This is a genomic window from Pseudomonas sp. S2_B07 (assembly GCF_054668435.1).
In genome coordinates this window covers 4,384,928-4,408,415 of the sequence record NZ_CP162769.1, presented here as the reverse complement: position 1 = coordinate 4,408,415, position 23,488 = coordinate 4,384,928, and the positions used below count along the sequence as shown (strand labels likewise).

Annotated in this window: 18 protein-coding genes and 1 pseudogene; 15 read left to right on the top strand and 4 right to left on the bottom strand. The window is 54.5% G+C overall.

The window, feature by feature from the left end:
* Positions 1–5: 5 nt before the first annotated feature.
* Positions 6–1,001: a GlxA family transcriptional regulator gene (locus AB4N43_RS20240; RefSeq protein WP_027924363.1), complete on the bottom strand. Its 996-nt coding sequence runs from the start codon at positions 999–1,001 to the stop codon at positions 6–8.
* 102 nt (positions 1,002–1,103) lie between these two features.
* Between AB4N43_RS20240 and AB4N43_RS20235 the strand changes: the two genes are divergently transcribed.
* The 11 genes and pseudogenes from AB4N43_RS20235 (at position 1,104) to AB4N43_RS20185 (ending at position 11,819) form a co-directional block, all read left to right on the top strand.
* Positions 1,104–1,652, top strand: a complete 549-nt coding sequence (locus AB4N43_RS20235; RefSeq protein WP_027924364.1) for a cysteine hydrolase family protein — start codon at positions 1,104–1,106, stop codon at positions 1,650–1,652.
* Between the two features lie 234 nt (positions 1,653–1,886).
* Positions 1,887–2,468 carry a YjfI family protein gene (locus AB4N43_RS20230; protein ID WP_027924365.1) on the top strand — a complete coding sequence of 194 codons (582 nt, stop codon included), beginning with the start codon at positions 1,887–1,889 and terminating at the stop codon, positions 2,466–2,468.
* A 21-nt stretch (positions 2,469–2,489) separates the two neighbouring features.
* Entirely contained in the window at positions 2,490–3,188 is a 699-nt protein-coding gene (locus AB4N43_RS20225) for a PspA/IM30 family protein (protein ID WP_027924366.1), read from the top strand.
* Between the two features lie 177 nt (positions 3,189–3,365).
* Entirely contained in the window at positions 3,366–3,929 is a 564-nt protein-coding gene (locus AB4N43_RS20220) for a rhomboid family intramembrane serine protease (protein ID WP_027924367.1), read from the top strand.
* A 74-nt stretch (positions 3,930–4,003) separates the two neighbouring features.
* Positions 4,004–5,038, top strand: coding sequence for an ion channel (locus AB4N43_RS20215; RefSeq protein ID WP_460151884.1), 1,035 nt, complete (start codon positions 4,004–4,006; stop codon positions 5,036–5,038).
* Entirely contained in the window at positions 5,025–5,708 is a 684-nt protein-coding gene (locus tag AB4N43_RS20210; RefSeq protein ID WP_460151883.1) for a DUF2491 family protein, read from the top strand. The genes AB4N43_RS20215 and AB4N43_RS20210 overlap by 14 nt, the downstream gene beginning before the upstream one ends.
* Positions 5,709–5,722: 14 nt before the next feature.
* Positions 5,723–6,151, top strand: a complete 429-nt coding sequence (locus tag AB4N43_RS20205) for a DUF350 domain-containing protein (protein WP_027924370.1) — start codon at positions 5,723–5,725, stop codon at positions 6,149–6,151.
* 19 nt (positions 6,152–6,170) lie between these two features.
* A complete protein-coding gene (locus AB4N43_RS20200; RefSeq protein ID WP_027924371.1) occupies positions 6,171–6,884 on the top strand; it encodes a DUF1190 domain-containing protein in 714 nt (237 codons plus the stop codon).
* A gap of 12 nt (positions 6,885–6,896) precedes the next feature.
* A complete protein-coding gene (locus AB4N43_RS20195) occupies positions 6,897–8,054 on the top strand; it encodes a glutathionylspermidine synthase family protein (RefSeq protein WP_460151882.1) in 1,158 nt (385 codons plus the stop codon).
* A gap of 156 nt (positions 8,055–8,210) precedes the next feature.
* Complete coding sequence (locus AB4N43_RS20190) at positions 8,211–10,415, top strand: OsmC domain/YcaO domain-containing protein (RefSeq protein ID WP_059182083.1); 2,205 nt, start codon at positions 8,211–8,213, stop codon at positions 10,413–10,415.
* Between the two features lie 280 nt (positions 10,416–10,695).
* Positions 10,696–11,819 (top strand): annotated as a pseudogene (locus AB4N43_RS20185) (IS3 family transposase).
* 44 nt (positions 11,820–11,863) lie between these two features.
* Here AB4N43_RS20185 and AB4N43_RS20180 read toward each other — a convergent pair.
* A complete protein-coding gene (locus tag AB4N43_RS20180) occupies positions 11,864–12,490 on the bottom strand; it encodes a response regulator (RefSeq protein WP_460151881.1) in 627 nt (208 codons plus the stop codon).
* A 928-nt stretch (positions 12,491–13,418) separates the two neighbouring features.
* Here AB4N43_RS20180 and tnpB point away from each other — a divergent pair.
* The 4 genes from tnpB to AB4N43_RS20160 all read left to right on the top strand — a co-directional run bounded on the left by tnpB (position 13,419) and on the right by AB4N43_RS20160 (position 18,922).
* Positions 13,419–13,619, top strand: a complete 201-nt coding sequence (tnpB, locus tag AB4N43_RS20175) for an IS66 family insertion sequence element accessory protein TnpB (protein WP_460154222.1) — start codon at positions 13,419–13,421, stop codon at positions 13,617–13,619.
* A gap of 217 nt (positions 13,620–13,836) precedes the next feature.
* Positions 13,837–14,463 (top strand): response regulator transcription factor, encoded by a 627-nt coding sequence (locus tag AB4N43_RS20170; RefSeq protein WP_150673779.1) that lies wholly within the window; start codon positions 13,837–13,839, stop codon positions 14,461–14,463.
* A gap of 23 nt (positions 14,464–14,486) precedes the next feature.
* Positions 14,487–18,062, top strand: coding sequence for a transporter substrate-binding domain-containing protein (locus tag AB4N43_RS20165; protein ID WP_460154221.1), 3,576 nt, complete (start codon positions 14,487–14,489; stop codon positions 18,060–18,062).
* A gap of 272 nt (positions 18,063–18,334) precedes the next feature.
* The gene (locus AB4N43_RS20160) at positions 18,335–18,922 is read left to right on the top strand and encodes a DUF6088 family protein (protein ID WP_460151880.1); all 588 of its coding nucleotides are present in this window, start codon (positions 18,335–18,337) and stop codon (positions 18,920–18,922) included.
* Between the two features lie 417 nt (positions 18,923–19,339).
* Here the strand turns inward: AB4N43_RS20160 and AB4N43_RS20155 are convergent, their stop codons facing one another.
* Both AB4N43_RS20155 and AB4N43_RS20150 read right to left on the bottom strand, forming a co-directional pair.
* A complete protein-coding gene (locus AB4N43_RS20155) occupies positions 19,340–20,392 on the bottom strand; it encodes a hypothetical protein (RefSeq protein ID WP_460151879.1) in 1,053 nt (350 codons plus the stop codon).
* Between the two features lie 87 nt (positions 20,393–20,479).
* Positions 20,480–23,230 carry an AAA family ATPase gene (locus tag AB4N43_RS20150; RefSeq protein WP_460151878.1) on the bottom strand — a complete coding sequence of 917 codons (2,751 nt, stop codon included), beginning with the start codon at positions 23,228–23,230 and terminating at the stop codon, positions 20,480–20,482.
* Positions 23,231–23,488: the final 258 nt, after the last annotated feature.

Below are 23,488 nucleotides of genomic sequence, written 5' to 3'. Positions count from 1 at the left end.
TCTGGCTACCGTGGAGTTGCGGCCATCGGCGACACACCAAACCGCGTTCGATAATCACTCGGCGCCAGCCCGGTAATTTTCTTGAACGTCGCCCGAAACGCACTCGGGTCCTGATACCCCACGGTCCAGGCAATGTGATCAATGGTGCCGTTGGTAAACTCGAGCATTTCCCGGGCCTTGCCGACCCGCAGGTGCTGGCAGTATTCGGTCGGTTTGAGCCCGGTCGCCGCGCGGAAGCGACGCAGGAACGTGCGCTCCTCCAGCCCGGCCCGCTCGGCCATGGCGGTCAGCGACACATCGGTCGCCCCGGTACTTTGCAGCCAATGCTGGACCTTGAGAATCGAGGCGTCGCCATGACTGAGAATCGGTGCAAAGTTGCTGCCGCACTCGCTCGCGCTGTCACTGTGTTCCACCACCAGAAAGCGTGCGGTGCCGGTCGCAATGCTCGGCCCCAGCAAACGGTCCACCAGGCGCAGCCCCAACTCGGACCAGGCCATCAGTCCGGCCGTGGTGATCAAGTCGCCGTCGTCGACAATCGGCGTATCAGCCTTGAGCTTGATCGCCGGGTAACGCTCGGCGAAGGCTTTGGCCGAGGTCCAGTGCGCGGTGGCGCTGCGGCCATCGAGCAGGCCGCTTTCAGCCAAAAGAATCGAGCCCACGCAGACGCCACCGAGGGTCGCGCCGTTCGCGTGCTGCTGACGAACCCACTGGAGCAATGCCTGCGGCACCTGACCGGCGTAAAAACTGGCGATCGACGGCGGGATCAACACCGCCACCAAGGCTGAGTCCGGCGCCGGATGGCTGTCGTAGACCCGAACCGGGGCCTGATCGCCCTCAACCTGCCAATGGCTGACCCGCAACAGCGGCAACCGCGCCGACTGATGCTCGGCGGCGATTCTGTTAGCCACGTCGAACAGGTCCGTCAGCCCATGCACCGCCGCCATCTGCGCGCCGGGATAAATCAGCACGCCCAGTTCGGCGATTGCCCTTTCTGCGTCCATTGTCAGTTTTCCCCCTTCTATTGTCGGTGCGGCCAATCCTCGGACGGCCCGCCAGGCCCAATACTTCGTTCCACACCCAACAAGCATTTCAAGGAAACACTTATGGCCAAGCAAGCGCTCATCGTAGTTGATATCCAAAACGACTACTTCCCACAAGGCAAGTGGCCGCTGGTCGGCGCTGACGCCGCGGCAGATAACGCCGTTCGTGTACTCAAGGCCTTTCGTGAGGCTGGTGATTCAGTGGTGCACATTCGCCATGAATTCACCTCCGAAGAGGCTCCGTTCTTTACCCCCGGTTCCGAAGGCGCAAAGCTGCACCCCAACGTGCTCAACCTCGCCAATGAGCCCGTGGTCCTCAAGCACTTCGTCAACTCGTTCCGCGAAACCGAGCTGAAATCGATCCTCGATGAACAAGGGATCAAGGAATTGGTGGTGGTCGGTAGCATGAGCCACATGTGCATCGATGGCATCACCCGCGCGGCGGCGGATTTTGGCTACAACGTCACAGTGATTCATGACGCCTGTGCCACCCGTGACCTGGAATTCAACGGCCTGACCGTGCCGGCCGCCCATGTTCACGCGGCGTTCATGTCGGCTTTGGGCTTTGCCTACGCCAACGTGGTGTCCACCGATGAGTTCCTGCGTGATTAAACGCGGTAAATGTGATCATCCCAACCTTCATTAACGGTCGGGAAACACTTTGAAATACCACAGGGCCCGCCATGCAGCGGGCCTTTTGGCGCATGGCAGAAAAAACTCACGCGTGAGTCATTGATGACGTTTAGGATTGGGCGTAGGGTTTCTCACGCGTGAGATTTTCACAACGGAGTCACTGCCATGCAAAGCCGCTCGAAACCGTCCGCGAAAAAACCATCGAGCTTCTACATGAAGCAGATGCGCGCAGGCCTGGCAGCCGCCGGTTATGTGAAACACGAATCTTGGGTGCTTCCCGAAAACCGAAGCTTGCTCAAGCAGATGGAGCAACAGCTACGCCAACCGATTCTGGCTGGCTCATTCATGTCGGAGAATTACATGAGCGCAGGCAACAACTGGAACATCGATAGCCTCTACAACGCCCTCAAGGCCCTTGATGAGGTGGCTTCGCAAGAGATCACGCTCTCCCTGATCCAGAGCGCCGAACCCAGCCTGAAGCTGGAGATGAACGAGTTTGGCGGACTGCCGATTCACATCGCCGTGGCAGGTGAGCAAATCATCGTCGACACCGTTCTGGTCGACGTCGAGTCCATCCGCGACGTGCCAGCCTTCAACGATGCCGTGCTGCGCAGCCGGGAAATGTTCCCGCTGTCCTCGATCGGTATCGAGTCCATGCCCAACGGCCAGGTCGTTTACAACATGTTTGGCGCGCTGAGTTCCGACTCCAGCCTGACCAACGTGGTGACCGAGGTGAAAACCCTCGTCGACAACGTTCAGCGTGCCATCGAAGCCTTCGAACGCTTCTTCAAGTAATTATCAGGAAAGGAAGATCCAATGACTCAGTCCATCTGGAGCAAGTTGTTCACCGCACTGCGCGGCGGCGCCACTGAAGTGGGCGAAGCCATCGTCGACCAGCAGGCCCTGCGCATCCTCGACCAGGAAATTCGCGATGCTGACAGCGCGCTGGCCAACGCCAAGCGTGAACTGGTCACCATCATGGCCAAGCACAAACTGTCGGCCGACCGCGTCAGCGAGTACAACGCCAAAATCAAGGACCTGGAATCCAAGGCTGTTGCCGCCCTGAACGCCGGCCGTGAAGACTTGGCGATGGAAGTCGCCGAAGCGATTTCGACCCTGACCAATGAGCTCGATGTCGAGCAAAAGCAGGCCACCGAATTCGGCGGTTACGCGGAAAACATGCGCAAAGACATCACCAAGGCCGAAAACCGCATCAAGAGCCTGCGCCAGCAAGTGGACATGGCCAAGGCCCGCGAAAGCGTGCAGAAAGCCCAGGTCAGCGCCTCTATCGCCAGCGGCGGCGCCAACGGCAAGCTGGAAACTGCCGTCGGCACCCTGAACCGTTTGCAGGCCAAGCAGCAACAACGTGCCGCTGAACTGCAAGCTCAGGACGAACTGGCCGACGCATCGACCGGTACCGACCTGGAACGCAAACTGCGCGAAGCCGGCATCACGCCGAACGAAGGCAGCGCCAACGCGATCCTGGAACGCCTGAAGCAAAAATCGGCCGAGTAAAGCGGTCGGGGCAACACCAAACACCTTGTGGGAGCGAGCTTGCTCGCGATGGCGGTATGTCATTCAACATCAATGTTGGCTGACCCACCGCCATCGCGAACAAGCTCGCTCCCACAGGTGGGTTACCTTAACTGACTGAACTCATCGCCCTTATTTTTTGTAGAACCGAGGTCAAGGATGGATGCCCTGAAGGGTTTCAAGCTAATCGCCAGCCTGGCCATCTTCATGGTCGCGCTGCAAGTGATCAACGCGGCGACCGGCTACAGCCTTATGGCATTCGGCCTGATCCCGCGAACCGTGCATGGACTGCTCGGCATCGTCACTTCACCTTTTTTACATGCGTCCTTCTCGCACCTGAGCGCCAACCTTGTGGCCTTTTTGGTTCTGGGAACGCTGGTGATGGTCGAAGGGCTCAATCGGTTCATGGCGGTCAGCGCCATCATTATTCTGCTGGGCGGCTCGCTGGTCTGGCTGTTCGGTTTTGCAGGTGTACACATTGGTGCCAGCGGCTGGGTGTTCGGGCTGTGGGCGTACATTCTGTCGCGCGCCTGGTTCCAGAAGAGCTGGGGCAATGTACTCACGGCGGGCGTCGTGGCGCTGTTGTATGGCGGCCTGGTCTTTGGCTTCCTGCCTCGCCGGGGCATTTCCTTCGAAGGGCATCTGTTCGGGGCCTTCGCCGGATTTATCGCAGCCAAAGTACTGTTATCTGCACCGCGCAGCAGGTTTAATGCCGCCCGGTAAGCGCACTTGAGCACTCGAATGCCAACGCGACTCTATCGCCAGGAACGAGTACCCCCCACGGAGCCAGGGACCCCATGTCGATTTTTTTGTTAGTGCGCATGTATGCTTCGTCCCTCTTCCACCGATTCGGCTGGGCGGGCCTATTGATTGCATTGGGCGTACACCTGAGCACAGCCTGGCTGGGCCTGGTGTTTCTGGGCGAACACCACCTCACCGCCCCCGCCACGTTCACCTACTTCTATCTCACCACCACGCTGACCGTGGGCTATGGCGATCTCGCGCCACAGACATCGGCCGGGCGAATTTTCGTGGCGACCTGGGTCATGCTCGGCGGCATTGCGCTGCTGACGGCAGCCATCGGCAAAACCACCAGCAGTGTTATCGATGCATGGAGAAAAGGCATGAAGGGTAAAGGCGATTTCACCGGCAAGGTCGGCCATACCGTGCTCATCGGCTGGGAAGGCGCGTCCAGCGAACGGGTCATTGAACTGTTGCTGGCGGACGAAACCTCGAACGACAACCTGATCGTCATTTGCGATTGCACCCTCGAAGAAAACCCCCTGCCGGGCAAGGCGGACTTCATCAAAGGTGAAAGCCTGTCTTCCGCGGCATTGTTACTGCGTGCCGGTGTTCCCGGCGCCGAACGCGTGCTGGTGCGTACCTCGTCAGACGATTTGACCCTGGCCACCGTGCTGGCGATCAATCAACTGAACCCGGTCGGGCATGTGGTCGCACACTTCAATGAAAGTGAAATCGCCGCGCTCGCCAGCGCCTACGCCCCCAGCCTGGAATGCACTTCAAGTATGGCCATCGAGATGTTGGTGCGCGCCTCCCAGGACCCCAGCTCGTCAGTGGTCATCAACGAATTGCTGTGCGTGGGTGAAGGCGCCACTCAATACCTGATGAAACTGCCCGACACCTATGAGGCGACTTTTGGCGATCTGTACGCGCAAATGAAACAGCGCCACAACGCCACGCTCATTGGCTATCGCGCCCAAGGCGCGCAGCAACCGTCAATCAACCCGCCCTGTGCCACGCGCGTTCAGGGCGGCGAACTCTTTTACATTGCCTCCACTCGCCTGAAGGAGATCTCCAATGGGATGGTTTAAACAGTTGATGGGGCTTGAGGCTCCGAACACGAACACAAACACCCCGTCGAAATGGACTGCCAACGCAACGCCGTCAGCCGTCACTGGCCCATTGGGCCTGGCCTTGGGCAAAGAGGTGATGTTCGACACGACGCTGAAGTTGTTGCTCGACGGCAACTCCACGGTGACGATCCCGGGCTCCCAGCAAATCTGGAGCAACGGCACCATTGATCTCGGGCAGTCGACCTGGCTGTCGCGTTATTACATGAACGAGGAAGAGTATTGGCTGCAAGTGCACACCACCGGCGATATCGCCGGCCAGGTCGAGTCGGTGATCCTGTTCAATTACCTCAGTTACATCACCATCAGCAGCGAAGCAGAGCTGCGACGGCTGGCCGGCCCGCAAAGCCTGATCGGGTTGCCGACCTACACCCATAACGGCGTCGAATACACCCGCGAATGGGGCACCGAGAACGGTCAGACGGAATTGGTCGAACTGAGCGAACAGCTGAAAAACCCGGAAGACAGCTACAGCATCGAGCACCGTTCGATGCTGTACGCCCGCGAAACCGGCTTGACCGATCGCCGGGAATTCCTGCTGTTTTCCGTCGAAGAAGACGCCGAAGGCACCATCAGCTTGAGCACGTCGCTGGGCGTCTCGCTGTACACCACCGACCTGAATACTTTTTAACAAGGAAGCCGTCCATGCTAGAAGCACTCTCCATCTCGCTGAACCCGGCAGCCGTGCTCGGGTTTGTGTCTTACATCCTCGGCGCCGCCGTGTTGTTCGCACTGTTCCAGTTCATCTACACCCGCATCACACCGCACAAAGAGTTCGAACTGATCCGTTCGGGCAACGTGGCGGCTGCGATTGCACTGGGTGGCGCGATCATTGGCTTCGCCATTCCAGCGAGCAATGTGATTGCCTACTCGATCAGCCTGCTCGACTTCGTCGTCTGGGCAGTCATTGCCGCATTCGTGCAACTGCTGGCGTTCCTGATGACCAGCCTGGTGCTCAAAGGCACCTCGGAACGCATCAAGAAAGGTGAAATCGCGGCGGGCATTTATGTCGCGGCAGTGGCCATCAGCGTGGGCATGTTGAACGCCGCGTGCATGACCCCTTCCCAGAACTGATTGCGCAGCGGAGATCCTGATGAAACGAAGCAAGTACGTTCAGCTCTCGCTGGCCGCATCGGTCGCCATGGCGATATCCGGTTGCGGGCCAACGGAAAAAACCTACGCGGTGCAGAAGAAGTACAACTTCCAGTCCGTCCAGCAATGCGCCGATGAAAAGCTCCCGGTAGACGTCTGCTCGGACGCCTACATGACCGCCATGGCCGAACATCGCCGCATTGCGCCGGTGTACGACAACCAGGCCGATTGCGATGCCGACTTCGTCGCCGACTGGTGCCAGCAGGAGTCGACCGGCAAGTTCATTCCCCGGCTCGGCGGCTTCGAGCTGACTGCCGATGGCCAGGTGACGCAGTCCCAGGTCGACGCCGCCAAGGCGCAATTGCCGGCTTCGGAAGCCAACACCGGCGGTTCGGGCTTCTCCACCAGCAGCCTGCTGACCGGGCTGTTGATCGGCAACATGCTGAGCAACAACCGCAACAGCTATTACTCGCAGCCGGTGTACCGCTACCGCGACGATCGCGGTAACTACGGCAATTCAACACTCAGTCAGCGCGTCGCCAACGGTTCAACGTTTGGCCGCTCCAACCAGGCGCGATCCGGCAGCAGTTACAGCTCCACCATCAGCAAATCGGCCAGCAAGCCGGTTTCTTCCGTTGCCTCGTCGACGTCGCGTGGCGGCTTTGGCAGCAAGGCCAGTGCGCGCAGCGGCTGGGGCGGCGGGTCGAGCAGTTAAGGAAACCGGGCCATGAAGAAAATCCATTGCGCAGAGCGCCATGACTGGAAACAGACCGCCGAAGGTCTCGGCTTTCTGTTTCACACCATCGACGACGAACCCTACTGGGACGAGCGCGCGTATTACCAGTTCACGCTCAAGCAGATCGAAAAGGATCTGGAAGACCCGACCACCGAGATCCATGAGATGTGCATGGACATGGTCGCCCGGGTGGTGCAAAACGATGAATTGCTCGAGCGCCTGAGTATTCCTCCGGCGTTCTACGACATGATTCGCACGTCATGGCTCGAAGGCCACCCGCACCTGTATGGGCGCATGGATTTTTCCTACAACGGCACCGGGCCGGCCAAGTTGCTGGAACTCAACTACGACACGCCGACCAGCCTGTATGAGGCCGCTGCGTTTCAATGGGGCTGGCTGGAACAATGCATCGAGCGTGGTCTGGTGCCCAAGCAGGCCGACCAGTTCAACAGCATCGACACCAAACTGCATCAGGCTTTTGCCCAGTTGCAGTTGAAGCAGCCGTTCTATTTCGCCTCGATGAAACACTCGGTCGAAGACAAGGGCACCACCGATTACCTGCGGCTGGTCGCGGAAAAGGTCGGCATCGAATCACGGCACATCGACATCGAAGACATCGGCCTGACCAGTGACGGACGCTTCGTCGACCTTGAGGATCGCTGGATTCCTCATCTGTTCAAGTTGCACGCCTGGGAATTCATCTTCCACGAGCCCTTCGGTGCCGCAATTGCCCAGTGTGATACGCAGTTTTTTGAGCCCGCGTGGAAATCCATTATTTCCAACAAGGGCATCCTGCCGTTGCTGTGGGAATTCAATAAAGGTCACCCGAACCTGCTCGCGGCGCATCTGGACACGGATCCGAACAAAGCCGTGTCCAAGGGCTGGGTGCGCAAACCGTTCTTCTCCCGCGAAGGCGCCAACATCGAGCTGCAAACGGCCGACGGTCTGATCGTGAAAGAGGACGGCCCCTACACCGACGCGCCGTTTATCCTTCAGGAATTTGCGCCGCTGCCTAAATTTGGCGACAGCTACACGCTGATCGGTTCTTGGGTGATTGGCGATCAGGCGGCCGGGATTGGCGTGCGGGAAGACAACAGCTTGATCACCAAGGATTCGAGCCGCTTTTTGCCACACCTGATCCTCGACTGAGCATCAAATCGCTCATCAAACGCCCGATACCGTGTATCGGGCGCCAGGTTGAAACAGGCGTAAACCAGACTCCGGATCCGACAACGACAAGACATACGCCTGAAAAGCCGGATAATGGCGGCCAATTCGTCTAGCCCGTTATTCTGGTAATCCCCCATGGAAATCAAGGTCAACTTTCTCGACAACCTTCGGCTTGAAGCAAAGTTCGATGACTTCACCGTGGTCGCCGATCAACCGATTCGCTACAAGGGCGATGGTTCGGCACCGGGTCCGTTCGATTACTTTCTGGCTTCATCGGCGTTGTGTGCGGCCTATTTCGTGAAGTTGTACTGCGACACTCGCAGTATTCCCACCGAAAACATCCGCCTGTCGCAGAACAACATTGTTGACCCGGAAAACCGCTACAACCAGATTTTCAAGATTCAGGTCGAGTTGCCGGCGGACATCTCCGACAAGGACCGCCAGGGCATCCTGCGCTCCATCGACCGTTGCACCGTTAAAAAAGTGGTGCAAGCCGGGCCTGAGTTTGTGATCGAAGAAGTGGACAACCTCGACGCCGATGCCCAGGCATTGTTGATGCCTGCCTCCAATTCCGAGGCGCACACCTATATCGCGGGCAAGGATCTGCCGCTGGAACAAACCATCGCCAACATGTCGGCCATTCTGGCGGACCTGGGCATGAAGATTGAAATCGCTTCGTGGCGCAATATCGTGCCCAACGTGTGGTCGCTGCACATCCGCGATGCACACTCGCCGATGTGTTTCACCAACGGCAAAGGCGCCACCAAAGAAAGCGCGTTGGCGTCGGCTCTGGGCGAGTTTATCGAACGTCTGAACTGCAACTTCTTCTACAACGACCAGTTCTGGGGCGAAGACATCGCCAACGCGCCGTTTGTGCATTACCCGGACGAGCGCTGGTTCAAGCCTGGCCGCAAGGACGCGCTGCCCACGGAAATTCTCGACGAATACTGCCTGAAGATTTACAACCGCGACGGCGAACTGCGCGGCTCCCATCTGATCGACACCAACTCGGGCAATGAAGAGCGCGGCATCTGTTCGCTGCCGTATGTTCGTCAGTCGGACGGCGAGGTGGTGTATTTCCCGTCCAACCTGATTGAAAACCTGTTCCTGAGCAACGGCATGAGCGCCGGCAACACGCTGGCCGAAGCCCAGGTACAGTGCCTGTCGGAGATCTTCGAGCGCGCGGTCAAACGCGAAATCATCGAAGGCGAATTTGCCCTGCCGGATGTGCCGGCCGAGGTGCTGGCGAAGTACCCCGGCATACTGGCTGGTATTCAGGCGCTGGAAGAGCAAGGCTTCCCGGTGCTGGTGAAAGATGCGTCCCTGGGCGGTGAATTCCCGGTGATGTGCGTCACGCTGATGAACCCACGCACCGGCGGCGTGTTCGCCTCGTTCGGCGCGCACCCGAGCCTGGAAGTGGCACTGGAACGCAGCCTCACCGAATTGTTGCAGGGCCGCAGTTTCGAAGGCCTCAACGACCTGCCGCAGCCGACGTTTGAAGGGCATGCGGTGACCGAGCCGAACAACTTCGTCGAGCACTTTATCGACTCCAGCGGTGTGGTGTCGTGGCGCTTCTTCAGCTCCAAGTCGGATTACGAATTCGTCGAGTGGGACTTCTCCGGCCAGGGTGAAAACTCGAATGCCGAGGAAGCCGCGACCTTGTTCGGCATCCTCAAAGGCATGGGCAAAGAAGTGTACATGGCGGTCTACGAGCATATCGGCGCAACGGCATGCCGCATCCTGGTGCCGGACTATTCGGAAATCTATCCGGCGGATGATCTGATCTGGGATAACACCAACAAAGCCTTATTCTTCCGCGCCGATATCCTCAACCTGCATCAACTGGACGAAGAAGAATTGCAATCGCTGGTTGAGCGTCTGGTGGAAAGTGAACTGGACGACTACACCGACATTACCTCCTTGATCGGCATCGAGTTCGACGACAACACGGCGTGGGGTCAGCTGACGATCCTGGAGTTGAAACTGCTGATCTATCTCGCCTTGGAGCAATATGAAGAGGCGAAAGAGGCGGTAGAAATGTTCCTGCAGTACAACGACAACACGGTTGAACGTGGTTTGTTCTACCAGGCCGTCAATGTGGTGCTGGAAATGAAGCTGGACGAAGACCTGGAACTGGAAGACTACGAGGCCAATTTCCGCCGGATGTTTGGCAACGAGCGTACCGACGCAGCCATCGGTTCGGTGGACGGCAGCGTGCGCTTCCATGGCTTGACGCCGACCAACATGAAACTGGAGGGGCTCGACAGGCACCTGCGGTTGATCGAAAGCTACAAGAAACTGCACTCGGCACGGGCCAACGTCACCACGTTATCCCGTTAATAGCGCCCATAAAAAAAGCGAAGCCAGATGGCTTCGCTTTTTTTGTTACTGACTGGATCGCCGCTTTTTAAAAATCTTCATAACACCTGAGGTGTAAATTTTGTCGATATTCTTTTTATATTACAGACAGTTAATGTAATTTTTCGAGAAAGTGTAAAAAAAAATGTGGGATTTTAAGCGGTTTACGGCGAGTTCGTTACATTTTCCATAACGACCTATGAATCGCCCCGGGTTTCGTAGACATCTCAAAGCGTTAAACTGAGGCCAATTAAGAGGTGCCATGAGCAACCAGCGCTATCCCGAAGAAATTAAAATCCAGGCGGTCAACCAAGTGACCGAAAAGCAGTTTCGTGTCTCAGAGATAGCTGCGCGATTGGGCGTGTCCGTGCATAGCCTTTATGCCTGGATTAAGCGCAACACCAAGCCCGAGGAGCAGCGCGTCCAGGAGGAAAATCAGAGCGCTGAGCTTCGTCGTCTACGTGCTGAGCTAAAGCGGGTGACGGAGAAGCGAGACATCTTAAAAAAGGCCGCAGCGTACTTTGCCAAGGAGTGCAGCTGAAGTACGCCTTTATTAAGCATCTAGCGGACGACTACTCCATTCGACGACTTTGCCTGACGCTGAAGGTTCATCCCAGCGGCTGTTACGCGTGGCTATCCGAACCAAAATCTGCGCGCGCCAAGGAGGATCAACGACTGCTCGGTTTGATCAAGCATTCCTGGTTGGAAAGCGATGGTGTTTATGGCTATCGCAAGATCCATGATGACCTGCGCGAAGTTGGTGAGAGCTGTGGCCGCCACCGGGTGGCTAGGTTAATGCGCTTTGAAGGTTTGCGTTCTCAGACCGGGTATCGGCGGCGACCAGGAAAATCTGGCGGTAAACCAGCGGTTGCCTCACAAACTTACTGAAGCGACAGTTCGATGTCAGAGAACCCAACAAAGTCTGGGTCACCGACATCACCTACATCCGAACCTATGAAGGCTGGCCGTACTTGGCAGTGGTGCTCGATCTGTTTTCACGCCAAGTCGTTGGCTGGTCAATAAAGTCACAAATGACCAGAGACTTGGCCACTCATGCGCTGCTGAGGGCGCTTTGGAGGCGCAAACCGAAGCAGGAGATGATGATCACTCTGATCAGGGCAGCCAGTACAGCAGCTCTGATTGGCGCAGTTTTTTAAAGGCCAACAACCTAATCGCCAACATGAGCCGTCGAGGAAACTACCACGACAATGCCGTAGCTGAGGGCTTCTTCCAGCTGCTGAAACGGGAACGGATCAAGCGGAAATTTACATCACACGACAGGATGCTCGTGGTGATGTGTTCGATTACATCGAGATGTTTTACAACTCGAAGCGTCGTCATGGTTTCAACAATCAGCTGTCACCGGTAGAATTTGAAAAGCGTTAAACAGCGAGTTTGGAGAGTGTCTAGAAAACCCGGGGCGATTCAAGTTATAGCATACCGTTACGATACGCCATACTCTTCATAGCCGCTAACGACCCCACTCCCAACTTCGAGAAAATTCGAGATTTGTAAGTACCGATCGTCTTACAGTTGAGTTTTGCAGCCTCGCTGATCTCCTTATAAGTAAGACCGTTGATCAATTGCTGAAAAACCATCTGCTCTTGAGCAGAAAGCGATGCAATTCGCCGAACCTCACTGACATCCACGTCAGCTCCTACGGTAGGGCTGAAGGCAATACATGGAAAATAAGTATATCCATTCATCACAGCTAAAACAGCATTAGTTAGATCACTGAGGCCACCACTTTTGGCGACAAAACCCAAAGCGCCAGCGCTCATACACCGATTTGCAAAACGATCGGCAGACATTTCAGTCACTACCAGTACCTTGCACCCTGAAGCGGAGACATTCAGCTGTTCAAGCACCTCCAAACCATCTAGCTCTGGGATCAAGAGGTCTAATATAATCAGATCAGGTAACAACTCATGAGCCATTTCGACCGCAGCTAATCCATTTTCTGCCTCTCCTACAACGTCAAATCCTTCCTGATTCAGTATTATCCTAATACCAGCCCGCATGACGGGATGGTCATCCACCACCAGAACTTTTGGCATGTTCATCTCCGTACCATCTACAGCGTTTACGCCAACGCTCCTTGCGCAGATTGCCTGCGAAGGTGCATCCAGCGGTTAAGCCCCCCCCCCTTCCGCACAAGAAACGAACTGCAAAGGGACTGTCCTCAAAAATCACTTGAATTGTGCGAGTATCAACTCAAACAGTCAGGAGGAAACTTCTCTAAAATCTGTAAGGATATTCCGAACGCCACAGGTGAAACGTATACCGTATACGCCAGACGAAGCCATTACCCGACCAGCAGGATCAGGACAGGAGGGGCACTTGAAACACGAAAGCACCGATTCCTGCCGTTCAAATGGGCTTTGCATTCCCCATAGCATCCCTACCCCTAAGACGTTCAGTTCCCAGCGCTTTCAACTCTGCGTCCACCAACTTTTCGATTACCAACATCACCTATCGCCATAACCTCAACACATTTCCCACTAATGGATCTATGGGGACTCATAGAGAAGCACGAGCTACGTAAGCGTCCGCCCAACATACCTACCTATCCCAGTTGTAAGGGCGATGGCGCCCACCAAAATACTCGGACACCATCGCCAAAATTGTCATGCACCAACGCACTTCTTATCTCAAACATTTCAAAGTCCCGATTCTGCAGGAATGTCTACAACCCGGCTTGTGGATGGCCAGCGTAATTTTTCGCTACGGAATCTACGCCAACCTCGAGCGTAAATGGATACCTGCTTATGGTAATTGTCTGTCGCCGGCGTTGCCCACTATCGCTCCGATGAACCTAGGGCCCCGAACCTAGCCCTCGGGCCATGTCTTTCAGCGTCGAGCCCCCTTTTCGGCAGCAAAATCTCACCGTGAAACGGTCATCTTCAGATCCTAAAGGATGCGCACTTTATCCGTGAGCTTGCCCCTGTGATTCGCATCGGCGTCATCTGGCTCGCCACCGAGTTCATGGATATGCGCGCCGGTACCGAGACCACACTGAACAGAATCATCGTGGTGTTCGGTGCGGCAAAGCCTCACTGTGCTTATCTCTGTGAAAATCACCACGCAAACCGGATGAAAGTCCTGATGCATAATGGCGTGCGTATCTGGCTTGCCGCGCGAAGACTCAACCAATGCAGGTTTCATTGGCCAGGGTCCGTTACGTAGCGTCTTGCAGGGTTAGCGACTAGACTCCCTAGGAAATTTCCTACAAATTATAGAGAAAAAGACTATAGGGACTTCAGCGTTATCCACTGAAAATGCAACGCTTTATGTGTCAACAGGTCTGTAAGGCGGTCACCCAAGGAGACTTTGGCTGATAATTTTTTTATGATGGTATCTTTGTAAGCTCGTCGTCGCTATCTGCATACGGAGCAGAAGTATAATGCCAAGAGTTCTGATCGTAGATGACCACCCTTTCATACGTGCCGGGGTCAAGTTGGTTCTGAGCCAAGAGGGCTTCGAGGTGGTGGGCGAGGCGGAAGATGGTACCTCTGCCGTGCGGATGGCTCGAGAGTTGTTACCGGACCTTATCATTTTGGACATTTCTATTCCGCGCCTGGATGGTTTGGAGGTAATTGGCCGCCTTAACGGTGTTACTTCTGGCATCAAAGTGCTGGCGCTGACTTCTCAGTCTGCCGAGTGTTTCGCTCCACGCTGCTTGAAAGCCGGCGCATCGGGTTTCATCTCGAAATCCGGTGATCTTAGTGAGTTAGTTAGAGCAGCCAAGTCAGTTTTGGCTGGATATACCTATTTCCCAGCGGTTGCCGTCAATTCGGTACGCCGTACCGATATGGACTCCAGCGAGGCTGACCGCATTGCCTCACTCTCTGATCGAGAGCTATTGATCCTTCAGTATTTGACTCGAGGCCTTAGTAATAAGGAAATTGGCGATTCAATATTGTTGAGTAATAAAACCATAAGCACCTATAAGGCTCGAGTAATTGAGAAACTCAATGTCAAAACTCTAGTAGATTTGGTGGACTTAGCAAGACGCAACGGTTTGTCTTAAACAAGCAAATGGAGTCGCTCTTGGTGCTCTCTCTGATTCAGCGCATTTGCAGCCCGTTGTGGTTCGGTTGCATTTTGGCTCTTACATTTGCCAGCGCACATGGTGAAGATCTGCGCTTGTTTGGTCGTTCCTCAGTCGATGGCTATCGCGCAGAGCTCAGTAGCGAAGACTGGAGTTGGTTGCGCGAACGCCAAGTATTGCGCCTTGGTATCACGACACCAGACTATCCACCATTGGATATACTGAACAACCAGAATGATTACGAAGGTATAACGGCCGACTACGCGGGGCTGCTTGGCGAGTTGCTACATGTACGTATAGAGTTGAGGGTTTTTGGAGGACGCAAGGAGGCACTTCAAGCCCTGAAAGAGCAAAGCATAGATCTACTGTCGACTGCCAATGAATACGATACCTCTGAAGGTGTTGCACTTTCGCAGCCCTATGCAATAGATCAGCCAGTACTGGCTGAGAGGTCGGGCGATGAATCCGCACAGATTCCAGAATTAAGCGGTGTACGCTTGGCAATGGCTTATCACTATCTATCCGAAGAGTCTGTGCGGACCAACTACCCTAAGGCTCATCTGCAACTTTACCCATCAACGCTAGCTGCGATGGGAGCGGTAGCGTTCGGCCAGGCAGATGTCTACTTGGGAGACGCCATCGCTACAGATTACCTGATAAACCGCAGCTACCTAAACAATATTCGCTTGGTAAATTTTGCGAGCATCAATGCCGCGTCCTTTGCTTTCGCTCTGAATAAAGACAACTCGCGATTATTACGTGTAGTGAATAAGGCGTTAGAAGCTATTCCTGAGCGTGAGCGGACACTTATCTTGCGACGTTGGGATGCTGACCGATCTAGCATTCCGGGCAACCGGATACAATTGACTCGTATCGAGCAAGATTGGATTGACCAGCATCCGGTTGTGACGATGGCAATTAACGAAACTTCTCTGCCTTTCACATTTTTTGACGAAAACGGTAAATTACGTGGCATCAGCGCGGATGTATTAGAACGGATTGGCCAACGCACAGGGATTCATTTCGAAGTCAACCGAATTGGCAAGCTGCAGGAGTTAGCCTCCTATGTTGCTAAGGGAGAGTCAGATTTGCTTACTGCCTTTACCGCCAGTATAGAAAACGAGGGAAAACTAAGCATTACTCGCCCCTACTTTACTTCCGCAATCGTATTGGTCTGCCGCACTTCGTCCGGTCAAGTATCACTTAATGATCTGGCGGGGAAGACTTTGACGCTAGTTCGTGGAATCTACCCACATGAATATATACGCAAACACTTTCCAAATATAAAAATTATTGAAGCTTCCGATGTTGCCGAAGCCATGGAGATGGTTGCAAGTAATCGTGCCGATGCGACGATTAACACATTAATTGGTGCTCGCTATTTAATCTCCCAGCGTTACTCAGGAAAATTACGCATCACCGCCACCATAGGAACCACTCCTGGCCAAGCTGCATTTGCTACTGCACGTGGCTCTATAGAGTTAATTACAATTCTAGATAAAGCGTTATTGAGTATTTCTCCTTCTGAAATGGCCGATCTGACCCGACGCTGGAATGGTGAAGTAGTGATTTCTGAGAGCTACTGGTCGCGTCATGGTGCCCTTATTTTCAAAGGACTAGTCGCTGGTGGCATAGCACTAGGAACAGTACTTATGTGGGTGTATTGGCTGCGTCGTCAAATTCGTAGCCGTATCCAAGCCGAGCAGGCCTTAAGTGACCAAATGGAATTTATGCGTGTTTTAGTGGATGGCACGCCCCACCCCATTTACGTGCGTGATCGCAAAGGACGGCTAGTTTCTTGCAATACCAGCTATCTGGAGCGACTCAATGTATCTAGGGAAGATGTGATAGGTCAGAATGTAGGTGACGGCGTATTAGTATCTCCTGAGGAGGCGAGAAACTACGAGTCTATCTATCAAAGGGTGATGTCTAGTGGTGATCCAGATGTAGGGGATCGTCAATTGACTCTGCCCGGAGGTGAAGTCTTGACCATCTACCAGTGGATATTGCCTTATCGTAGTTCCGACGGCGTGATGGAAGGCATCATTTGTGGCTGGATAGATATTAGTGAACGAAAATCTCTGCTCGAGGCTGAGCAGGAAGCGCGCGACGCGGCGGAGAGCGCCAATCGGGCCAAAACGACGTTCCTCGCGACGATGAGCCACGAAATTCGCACACCGATGAACGCTATTCTCGGAATGCTTGAATTGGCACAAAAGAAGTCAGATCAGGGCATTATCGATCGAAAAGCGCTGGAGGTGGCGTCGAGCTCAGCACATAGTTTGCTAGATCTCATTGGTGACATTCTTGATATTGCCAGGATCGAGTCAGGCAAGCTAAGCCTCGATCCAGAGCGCGCGAATCTTCGCACGATTATCGAATCCACATTGTGGGTATTCGAAGGGCTGGCCCGTCAGAAGCGGCTTAATCTACTTTTCGATTACATTGGCGACACCACAACAGATGTCAAAATCGATCCCATACGCTTCCGGCAAGTGCTGTCGAACCTCATTAGCAATGCCATCAAATTTACCGATCAGGGCGAAGTTCGGGTGGAGTATCAGGCTGAGGCAGACGGAGATGTCTTGGCAGTACGGGTAGAAGTGATTGATAGCGGCCAAGGTATTTCTTCTGAAGACTTGCAGCACTTGTTCGCACCGTTCTCGCAGGTTGGTGAGAGCCAGACGCTTCCGCGTAATGGTGCCGGCCTAGGACTGGTGATTAGCCGAACGCTGTGTGAAATGATGGGCGGAAGTTTGGATCTATCCAGCGAGTTGGGGCAAGGTACGCGCGTGGTGATCCAATTGCGCCTGCCACAACTCGCCGACTTAGAACCCAGTGCGAATCTTGTGCAGAATGAAGTGACCGAGAATAATCCGTCGCTCAATGTTTTAGTGGTGGATGACTATCCTCCCAATCGCCTGCTGCTGGCTCAGCAGTTAGAATATCTCGGGCACCAGGTGCAAGATGCTGACGACGGGGTTCAAGGTCTGCACGCATGGCGGTATGGTGAATTCGATGTGGTAATCACGGATTGTAATATGCCAAACCTTAACGGCTACGACCTAACTAAGGCTATCCGCCAGCAAGAGCGTGAGGAGCGACGCTTTCCATGCGTTATCTTCGGCTTCACTGCCAATGCGCTGCCTGAGGAGAGACAACGTTGTCTTGATGCTGGAATGGATGACTGCCTTTTCAAACCCATCACCCTTGATGATGTGCGCTGCCATCTAACTGGTATAGCCCCCCGCATAAACAGCAAGAGCGTCACATCGACATTTGATTTTGTCTATCTGCAACAACTTACGCTCGGCAATAGAGAGGCCCTTGACTCATTACTGAAAGAGTTGATGCGCTCTGTTGTTGAGGACCGCAATCGGCTTGCCCAGTACTCCCCTGAAACAAACAATCATGAACTCGCTGACCTTGCCCATCGAATTAAAGGGGGGCACGGTTGGCCCGAGCAGTCTCGCTGTTGGAAGCATGTGAGCACTTGGAAAGTTTATGTCAAATCGATGCCACTCATGACGAAAGGCTATCTGCCCTCGCCGCCTTGGGCAACGCGCTGGATAACTTAGTTCGAGAATTGGAAATGCATTTAGATTAAACCATGGTTGCCGAGCCCAACAAGTCCGCAGCCTTCCGTCAGGAGATCGAGGAATTGAGGCTAAAGTCGCCAGTCTCGCATCTATCAACAAAGTGCTATTGGACGAGAGCCGTGTGCTAAAGGCTAAGATTAACGACCGTAAGGTGGTAGATCTGGCTTCAAGGAAGCCGAATGGATAGGTCAATTTTGCAAGGTTCGCACTTTCCAGGAAGCCCCCACCATTTCATAGATCTGGATCCCTTAATGTCTGTCGCTAAGTCAATCGCCAAACGAATCCAACACATGCCTTTGGGGCGTCCATTTCTCGGAAGGCTTCTCGCGCAATATGGTAGTCGCGCTTCGGCAAACAAAGCGCTCTCTAGACTTGTTCACGCCGGCGCCCTTGAGCGCGTGGTTCGTGGTATCTACATGCGGCCTAAGGCGAGCAGGTACTTTGGCAAGGTACATGCTAGCCCTCTGGCTGTGATGAGATTGATGACTAAGGCAAACGGAGAGACGGTTCAAATACACGGAGCTCAAGCTGTTCGTTTGATGGGATTGAGTACACAGATGCAGATGTCGCCCATTTTTTACACCACCGGGACTACGCGCAAAATCCGCATTGGGAGTGCCATCTTTCGATTACAACACGCACCAAAGGATCGCTTTCAGCACGTAAATACCAAGGTAGGAGTAGCTCTTACGGCTCTGCACTACATCGGCAAAAAAGATTTGTCTTTCGAGGTAGCGTCACATTTTCAAAAAACGCTTAGCAAAGACGAATTCAAAATGCTCCAGGCTTGCCATATGCCAAACTGGATGAGAGCCGTGTTGACTCTTGTGAATATTTGAAGTGCGGCATATGGCTCACGTCATTGCTTGAGGTACCTCTCTGGTGTTTATTGGATCGACCGATTGATCTCCAACCCAAAGCCGTCGATTGTCAGAGGGTGCTGCGCCGAGAGACAAAAGGTGAGCGCAGAACGCGCGTTCACCTCTCACTGGCCGGGTCTATATCTACAGACGTGGCTCCGGATCTCGCGCCCGATTAATTAACGGCGCCTACCCGAGCCACCGGCCTACCAGCTCATCAACCACGGGCCTCAAGATCTGCCGTGACGCTAGTCAAAATGAAGTGCTGGTCTAGAGCATCAAAATCGCAGGTGTTTTCAAACAGTTGGGGTCGATTGCAGCCCATCGCAACAGGCAGAGATCGGCCAGAAGCAGCCGCCTGATGAAGACAGCTTTCCACCCGAAGCGGAATATCACCTAGGGCTTACTGAAGTTTTTACCGAAATAATCTATGACCTCATTGGCCTGCGTATCCTGGCGGAAACGTTTCTGCCCTTCGAAGTCAGTCGAAGGCAGCATGTGGATTATCTGATGATCCGCATAGAGGGACATAACATCATGAGGATTCAACCCTCCGGCGCGCTGTCCCGTAAGCGTGTTAGTCGCCTCAATGGCAGCACCAATCATAACGTCCGCCAGCTGTACTGCAGGACTGGTCCTCGAGTCGACTTGTGTCACTGACTGGAGCTTGAGTGGAAAGGTAAGGCTCGCGATCTCCGATTGGCGAAATGTGACCTCGTCCTTGTGATTAATAAAGCGCAGCAGCAAGTCATGGTAAGTGAGCAGGTTCTTGGACTGATCATGCTCAACCAAGTAGGGGCCATCAGCCATGACTTCCATCCGGCTTATCAGCGATTGCAACACCACAAAAGCGGCGTCAGTGGTGACACCTGATGTGGCGATCGCTTGAAGGCATTCCGGCGCGGCATACTGCGCCAAAGGCCCCAAAGCTTCCGGTAGTTCCTGCCAGCGTGTGGCGCGAGCAGCAGCCACGAGGTCGGTAAGTGCTGCAGGGCTTTTTTCCTTTACTGCGCGCTGAAAACAAACGAGCAACTGCTCAAAGGCTGCCTCTCCAAGAAGAGTGGGGCCCGCCACATAAAGCAGCGACCCGAGCGCGTAGTTCTGCCCATCCTTATAAAAGTCGCATCCGCGCTCGTAGTAGTACGGTTCAACTGCGTAATCCAGAAACATCAGCAGCAGCAGAAAGCGCTTATCACAGACGTAGGTAACGCACTTGTGATGGGTCAGGACATCGCGCATTAACGCCAGAAGCCGTGGGTGATTGGCTGGCCGGCGTGACAGAGCCCGGTACTTGAGCTCTTCCGCTTGTAGCTTAGGAAAATGCTGTTGGATCAAGCGTCTGGCCTGATCATCATCAATGGCAATGGCTGCGGCCCCTTGAAACCTCTGCTCGAGATTTAGCAGGTCAAATCCGGTATAGCCACTTTCGTCGACTCTGAAGCACTCCATATGCAACTCCCCGAGGTCGTAGACAGCACTGGAAGAGCCTGGCTATTCCTCTGTATGTGTCGCCGGGTTACCGATGACGGAAAACAGTTATAGCGGATTAGCCACGTCAGCGACCGCTTGCATAACTGCCGCTTGGGCGGCTCCAGCAATAGCAACAGGCATTGAGCCAAGCCGAAGCTGATTCATCCTTTCAAGGTTCTCCACGATGGTGCGGACGAGGTTCGGATCGTAGTCATCTCTGTCAGCCTCTTCATGGACGCCTTTGTTTAGATACGTCCATACGTTCGATTGCACCGGAACACCTATGACGTCACCAAGCCCCTGAACGACGGCGGGCTTGTCCTGGTGCACAAATGTTCTCGAGTCATCGAGCCGTCTTTTCAAAGCCTCGCAGAGATTTCTCAGATTCGGCTCCGCCCCGCGGCCAGCTAACGGCAGGGTTATTACTCCGAGGTCGTTCTTGCCGAGCCACTTCCAAATCTTGTCCGTAAGCATCTCCAGGGCCTGCCTCGATGCGCCCAGTGCGTTGCGCCAGTCACCAATGTCCAAGGCGGCACGGGCCTGCTCCAAGTAGTTGAAGGTGATCTCGTTACCTTTTACCCGCGGCCGGTGATCCCCGATATGAGGCATGAAGTAGTAGGCCGTCCATTGGCCTTTCTCGACATGGTTCTGCAGATCCTTGATGAATTCGCTGCTATGGCACGTGACGATAATTTGAGTTGCTGCGAAGCGATCACTCTGGAAGATCGCCTCTCTGATGCCTTCACGGTGCTCGGTGTCAATCGCGTTGATCGCATCGTCAAAGATGATCGTCGGAGCCTGAATATGCAGTGCCTTTGCAAGAAGGATTGCAACGCCCAAGCAACGAACATGTCCCTCGCTGAGGACGTGCAACGCATCTACCCTCGTATCTGGGGCAGCGCGAAACGCCAGCCCGATACGCTCTTCTTCGTTGGTCGGCAGATAAAGTGCCGCTAGCTTGTCGCCGTCATGATCGCGTCTGTTGAACTCGTTATAGATCTCCAGAGCGACAGTGTTAATCCCAGCTATGAGCGTACCGGGCAGCTCTGATCTGAACTGCCTGAGCAGCCTCAAGAATTCGTCATAGGCCGCTTTAATGCGTCGACTGAGTACGAGGTGCACTGCCTCTTGCTGCACAGCATCGATGAGCGCTGCATTCGCTTGGTCAAAGTTGGCAATTGTCTGTCTAGCTATGCCGACTTGCCGGGCTACCTCAGCGCGACGTGTTTGAAAACCAGCTACATCTTGCGCTGCCTGAACAAGCCGAGTGCGCTCTTGTGCCAGTGCCGCGCGATCTGCCAGTGCCTGGTTTGTCTGGGTATCGATCCTTTCGCATTCGACTGCTAAGTCGACGATCCTCTGCGCCATCGAAGGCGCATCGCCTTGTTTTACATAGCTCGCTTTCCACCAGGCAGCACGGTGGTCAGCACCCGGAGATGCGAGATATCGCACCCTGTCATCGGCATGATCAGGCTGAGCGCTAACGCGCTGACCGAAGGCAGTTAACAGCCCCCCCAAGCCTCGGGACGCACGTTCCCATTCGCCTCGTACTGCGTTTTTTTCAGCCTGCAGGTTAGCGAGCTCTTGAAGCTGAGCCAGACCGTCACGCGCCTGCACGTATGGGTCACGTACAACGTGATAATCACCATTGATTGGCGTCCCGCAAGCGGGGCAGTTATCGGGCGACAAGGCTTGTAAGCCAAGAACCGCGTTGTACAGATTTTGGAAGGAGGTCTCACCAGTCTTGGCAGTTAGCCTTTTGTCCACATCCTCGAGCAGCTCCTGCTCACGATCCGCAGCCTGATATGCCGCAACCAACGCCTCGCTGCTGACGCCATAGAGACCTGGCGTTGGCCCATCCAGTTGCGCATTGAGGTAATGCAGACGACCTGGAGCGGCATCGCTGCCTATGAGTTCAAGAAGCTGCTGGTACGAGAGGCCGGCAGCATACGCTCCAGCATAGGCAGTCTCCTCTTGCGCGATTGTCTGAACTGCCTGGAGCTCGCCATTTATTGTTGCTTGATCGCGCTGCAGCGCTGCACGCTGCGTTTCGAGCTCCTGCTGTTGGATCGCAACTAGATTGAGCTGCTGGTCCATCGACTCGTTGAAGTTAGTGACGAAGTCATGGAACTGCTCCATACCAAACAGAGCCGCTATCAGATCCTTCTTTTCACCTGCGCTCTTAGATGCGATTCGCGAAAAGTTATCTATGCGGTTTTTCTCAACGAAGCAGAATCGATAGGCCTCTGAGTCCGCTTGCACTGCCGACACCTGACCTTCCGCGCCTCGTGCCGCGAGGGTGGGGGCTTCATACCTATTTTCGTGAAGGTTCGCGAAATAGCGTTGAGCAGGGATTCGCTTAGCCGACGCCTCATCTACGGCCCCCAAGAGTGCCAGCTCTAACGCTTCGCAGAGGCTCGTTTTGCCGCTGCCATTAGGGCCGTAGAACATGGTAATTCGCTGAGGAAAATTGAACGTCTCAGCCACTCGGAAGCCACGAAAAGGGCCGACGGTAAGACTATGCAGTGCGCTCCATGCCCACTCACCAACAGTAACCGCTCCCGCAACTGCGGGAGGTGTGAAGTCGGTTTGGAGCAGAGACTCTTTAGCCTTGGCAGCCAATAGCACCGATCGGCGGCTCATAGCGCGCGAGTGTGCGGCCACGGTGTCGAAATCTTGGTCGACCAGATTTGCAAACCGTCGAGTGTCTTCGGTAGCACCGCGTTCTGGAAGATGAAGCCAAGTTAGGAATTGCTGGTAGTCATGCCGAGCCGAACTCATATTGTTTACCTCCTGTAAACGTACCGTGGTCAACATCCAGTCGCTGCGAAAATTCCACCTCCATCTTCTGATGCCGAAATCGAATTGGCAACAGCGTCGGACTCAATAAACCCAAGCGCCTTCAGGGGCTAAGTGCTTGATGTCGAGGTAGCGCGATCGAAATCAAAGCCCCCGCAGGCTGGCTTCGGTGATAGCAACATTGAATTGATCCGCAGAGGCGCCATGCATGATCACAATCCGAATGCATCGCTGCCAAACTGTTTGCCTATGAGGTTGACGATAACTGCGAGGAAA

What these genes read in the sequence shown, in the direction of transcription:
- tnpB (WP_460154222.1), top strand. Translation starts at nt 13,419, where the DNA reads ATGGATATGCGCGCCGGTACCGAGACCACACTGAACAGAATCATCGTG.
- AB4N43_RS20155 (WP_460151879.1), bottom strand. Translation starts at nt 20,392, where the DNA reads ATGGAGTGCTTCAGAGTCGACGAAAGTGGCTATACCGGATTTGACCTG.
- AB4N43_RS20190 (WP_059182083.1), top strand. Translation starts at nt 8,211, where the DNA reads ATGGAAATCAAGGTCAACTTTCTCGACAACCTTCGGCTTGAAGCAAAG.
- AB4N43_RS20180 (WP_460151881.1), bottom strand. Translation starts at nt 12,490, where the DNA reads ATGCCAAAAGTTCTGGTGGTGGATGACCATCCCGTCATGCGGGCTGGT.
- AB4N43_RS20210 (WP_460151883.1), top strand. Translation starts at nt 5,025, where the DNA reads ATGGGATGGTTTAAACAGTTGATGGGGCTTGAGGCTCCGAACACGAAC.
- AB4N43_RS20215 (WP_460151884.1), top strand. Translation starts at nt 4,004, where the DNA reads ATGTCGATTTTTTTGTTAGTGCGCATGTATGCTTCGTCCCTCTTCCAC.
- AB4N43_RS20150 (WP_460151878.1), bottom strand. Translation starts at nt 23,230, where the DNA reads ATGTTGACCACGGTACGTTTACAGGAGGTAAACAATATGAGTTCGGCT.
- AB4N43_RS20220 (WP_027924367.1), top strand. Translation starts at nt 3,366, where the DNA reads ATGGATGCCCTGAAGGGTTTCAAGCTAATCGCCAGCCTGGCCATCTTC.
- AB4N43_RS20205 (WP_027924370.1), top strand. Translation starts at nt 5,723, where the DNA reads ATGCTAGAAGCACTCTCCATCTCGCTGAACCCGGCAGCCGTGCTCGGG.
- AB4N43_RS20235 (WP_027924364.1), top strand. Translation starts at nt 1,104, where the DNA reads ATGGCCAAGCAAGCGCTCATCGTAGTTGATATCCAAAACGACTACTTC.
- AB4N43_RS20200 (WP_027924371.1), top strand. Translation starts at nt 6,171, where the DNA reads ATGAAACGAAGCAAGTACGTTCAGCTCTCGCTGGCCGCATCGGTCGCC.
- AB4N43_RS20195 (WP_460151882.1), top strand. Translation starts at nt 6,897, where the DNA reads ATGAAGAAAATCCATTGCGCAGAGCGCCATGACTGGAAACAGACCGCC.
- AB4N43_RS20240 (WP_027924363.1), bottom strand. Translation starts at nt 1,001, where the DNA reads ATGGACGCAGAAAGGGCAATCGCCGAACTGGGCGTGCTGATTTATCCC.
- AB4N43_RS20160 (WP_460151880.1), top strand. Translation starts at nt 18,335, where the DNA reads ATGTCTGTCGCTAAGTCAATCGCCAAACGAATCCAACACATGCCTTTG.
- AB4N43_RS20170 (WP_150673779.1), top strand. Translation starts at nt 13,837, where the DNA reads ATGCCAAGAGTTCTGATCGTAGATGACCACCCTTTCATACGTGCCGGG.
- AB4N43_RS20225 (WP_027924366.1), top strand. Translation starts at nt 2,490, where the DNA reads ATGACTCAGTCCATCTGGAGCAAGTTGTTCACCGCACTGCGCGGCGGC.
- AB4N43_RS20230 (WP_027924365.1), top strand. Translation starts at nt 1,887, where the DNA reads ATGAAGCAGATGCGCGCAGGCCTGGCAGCCGCCGGTTATGTGAAACAC.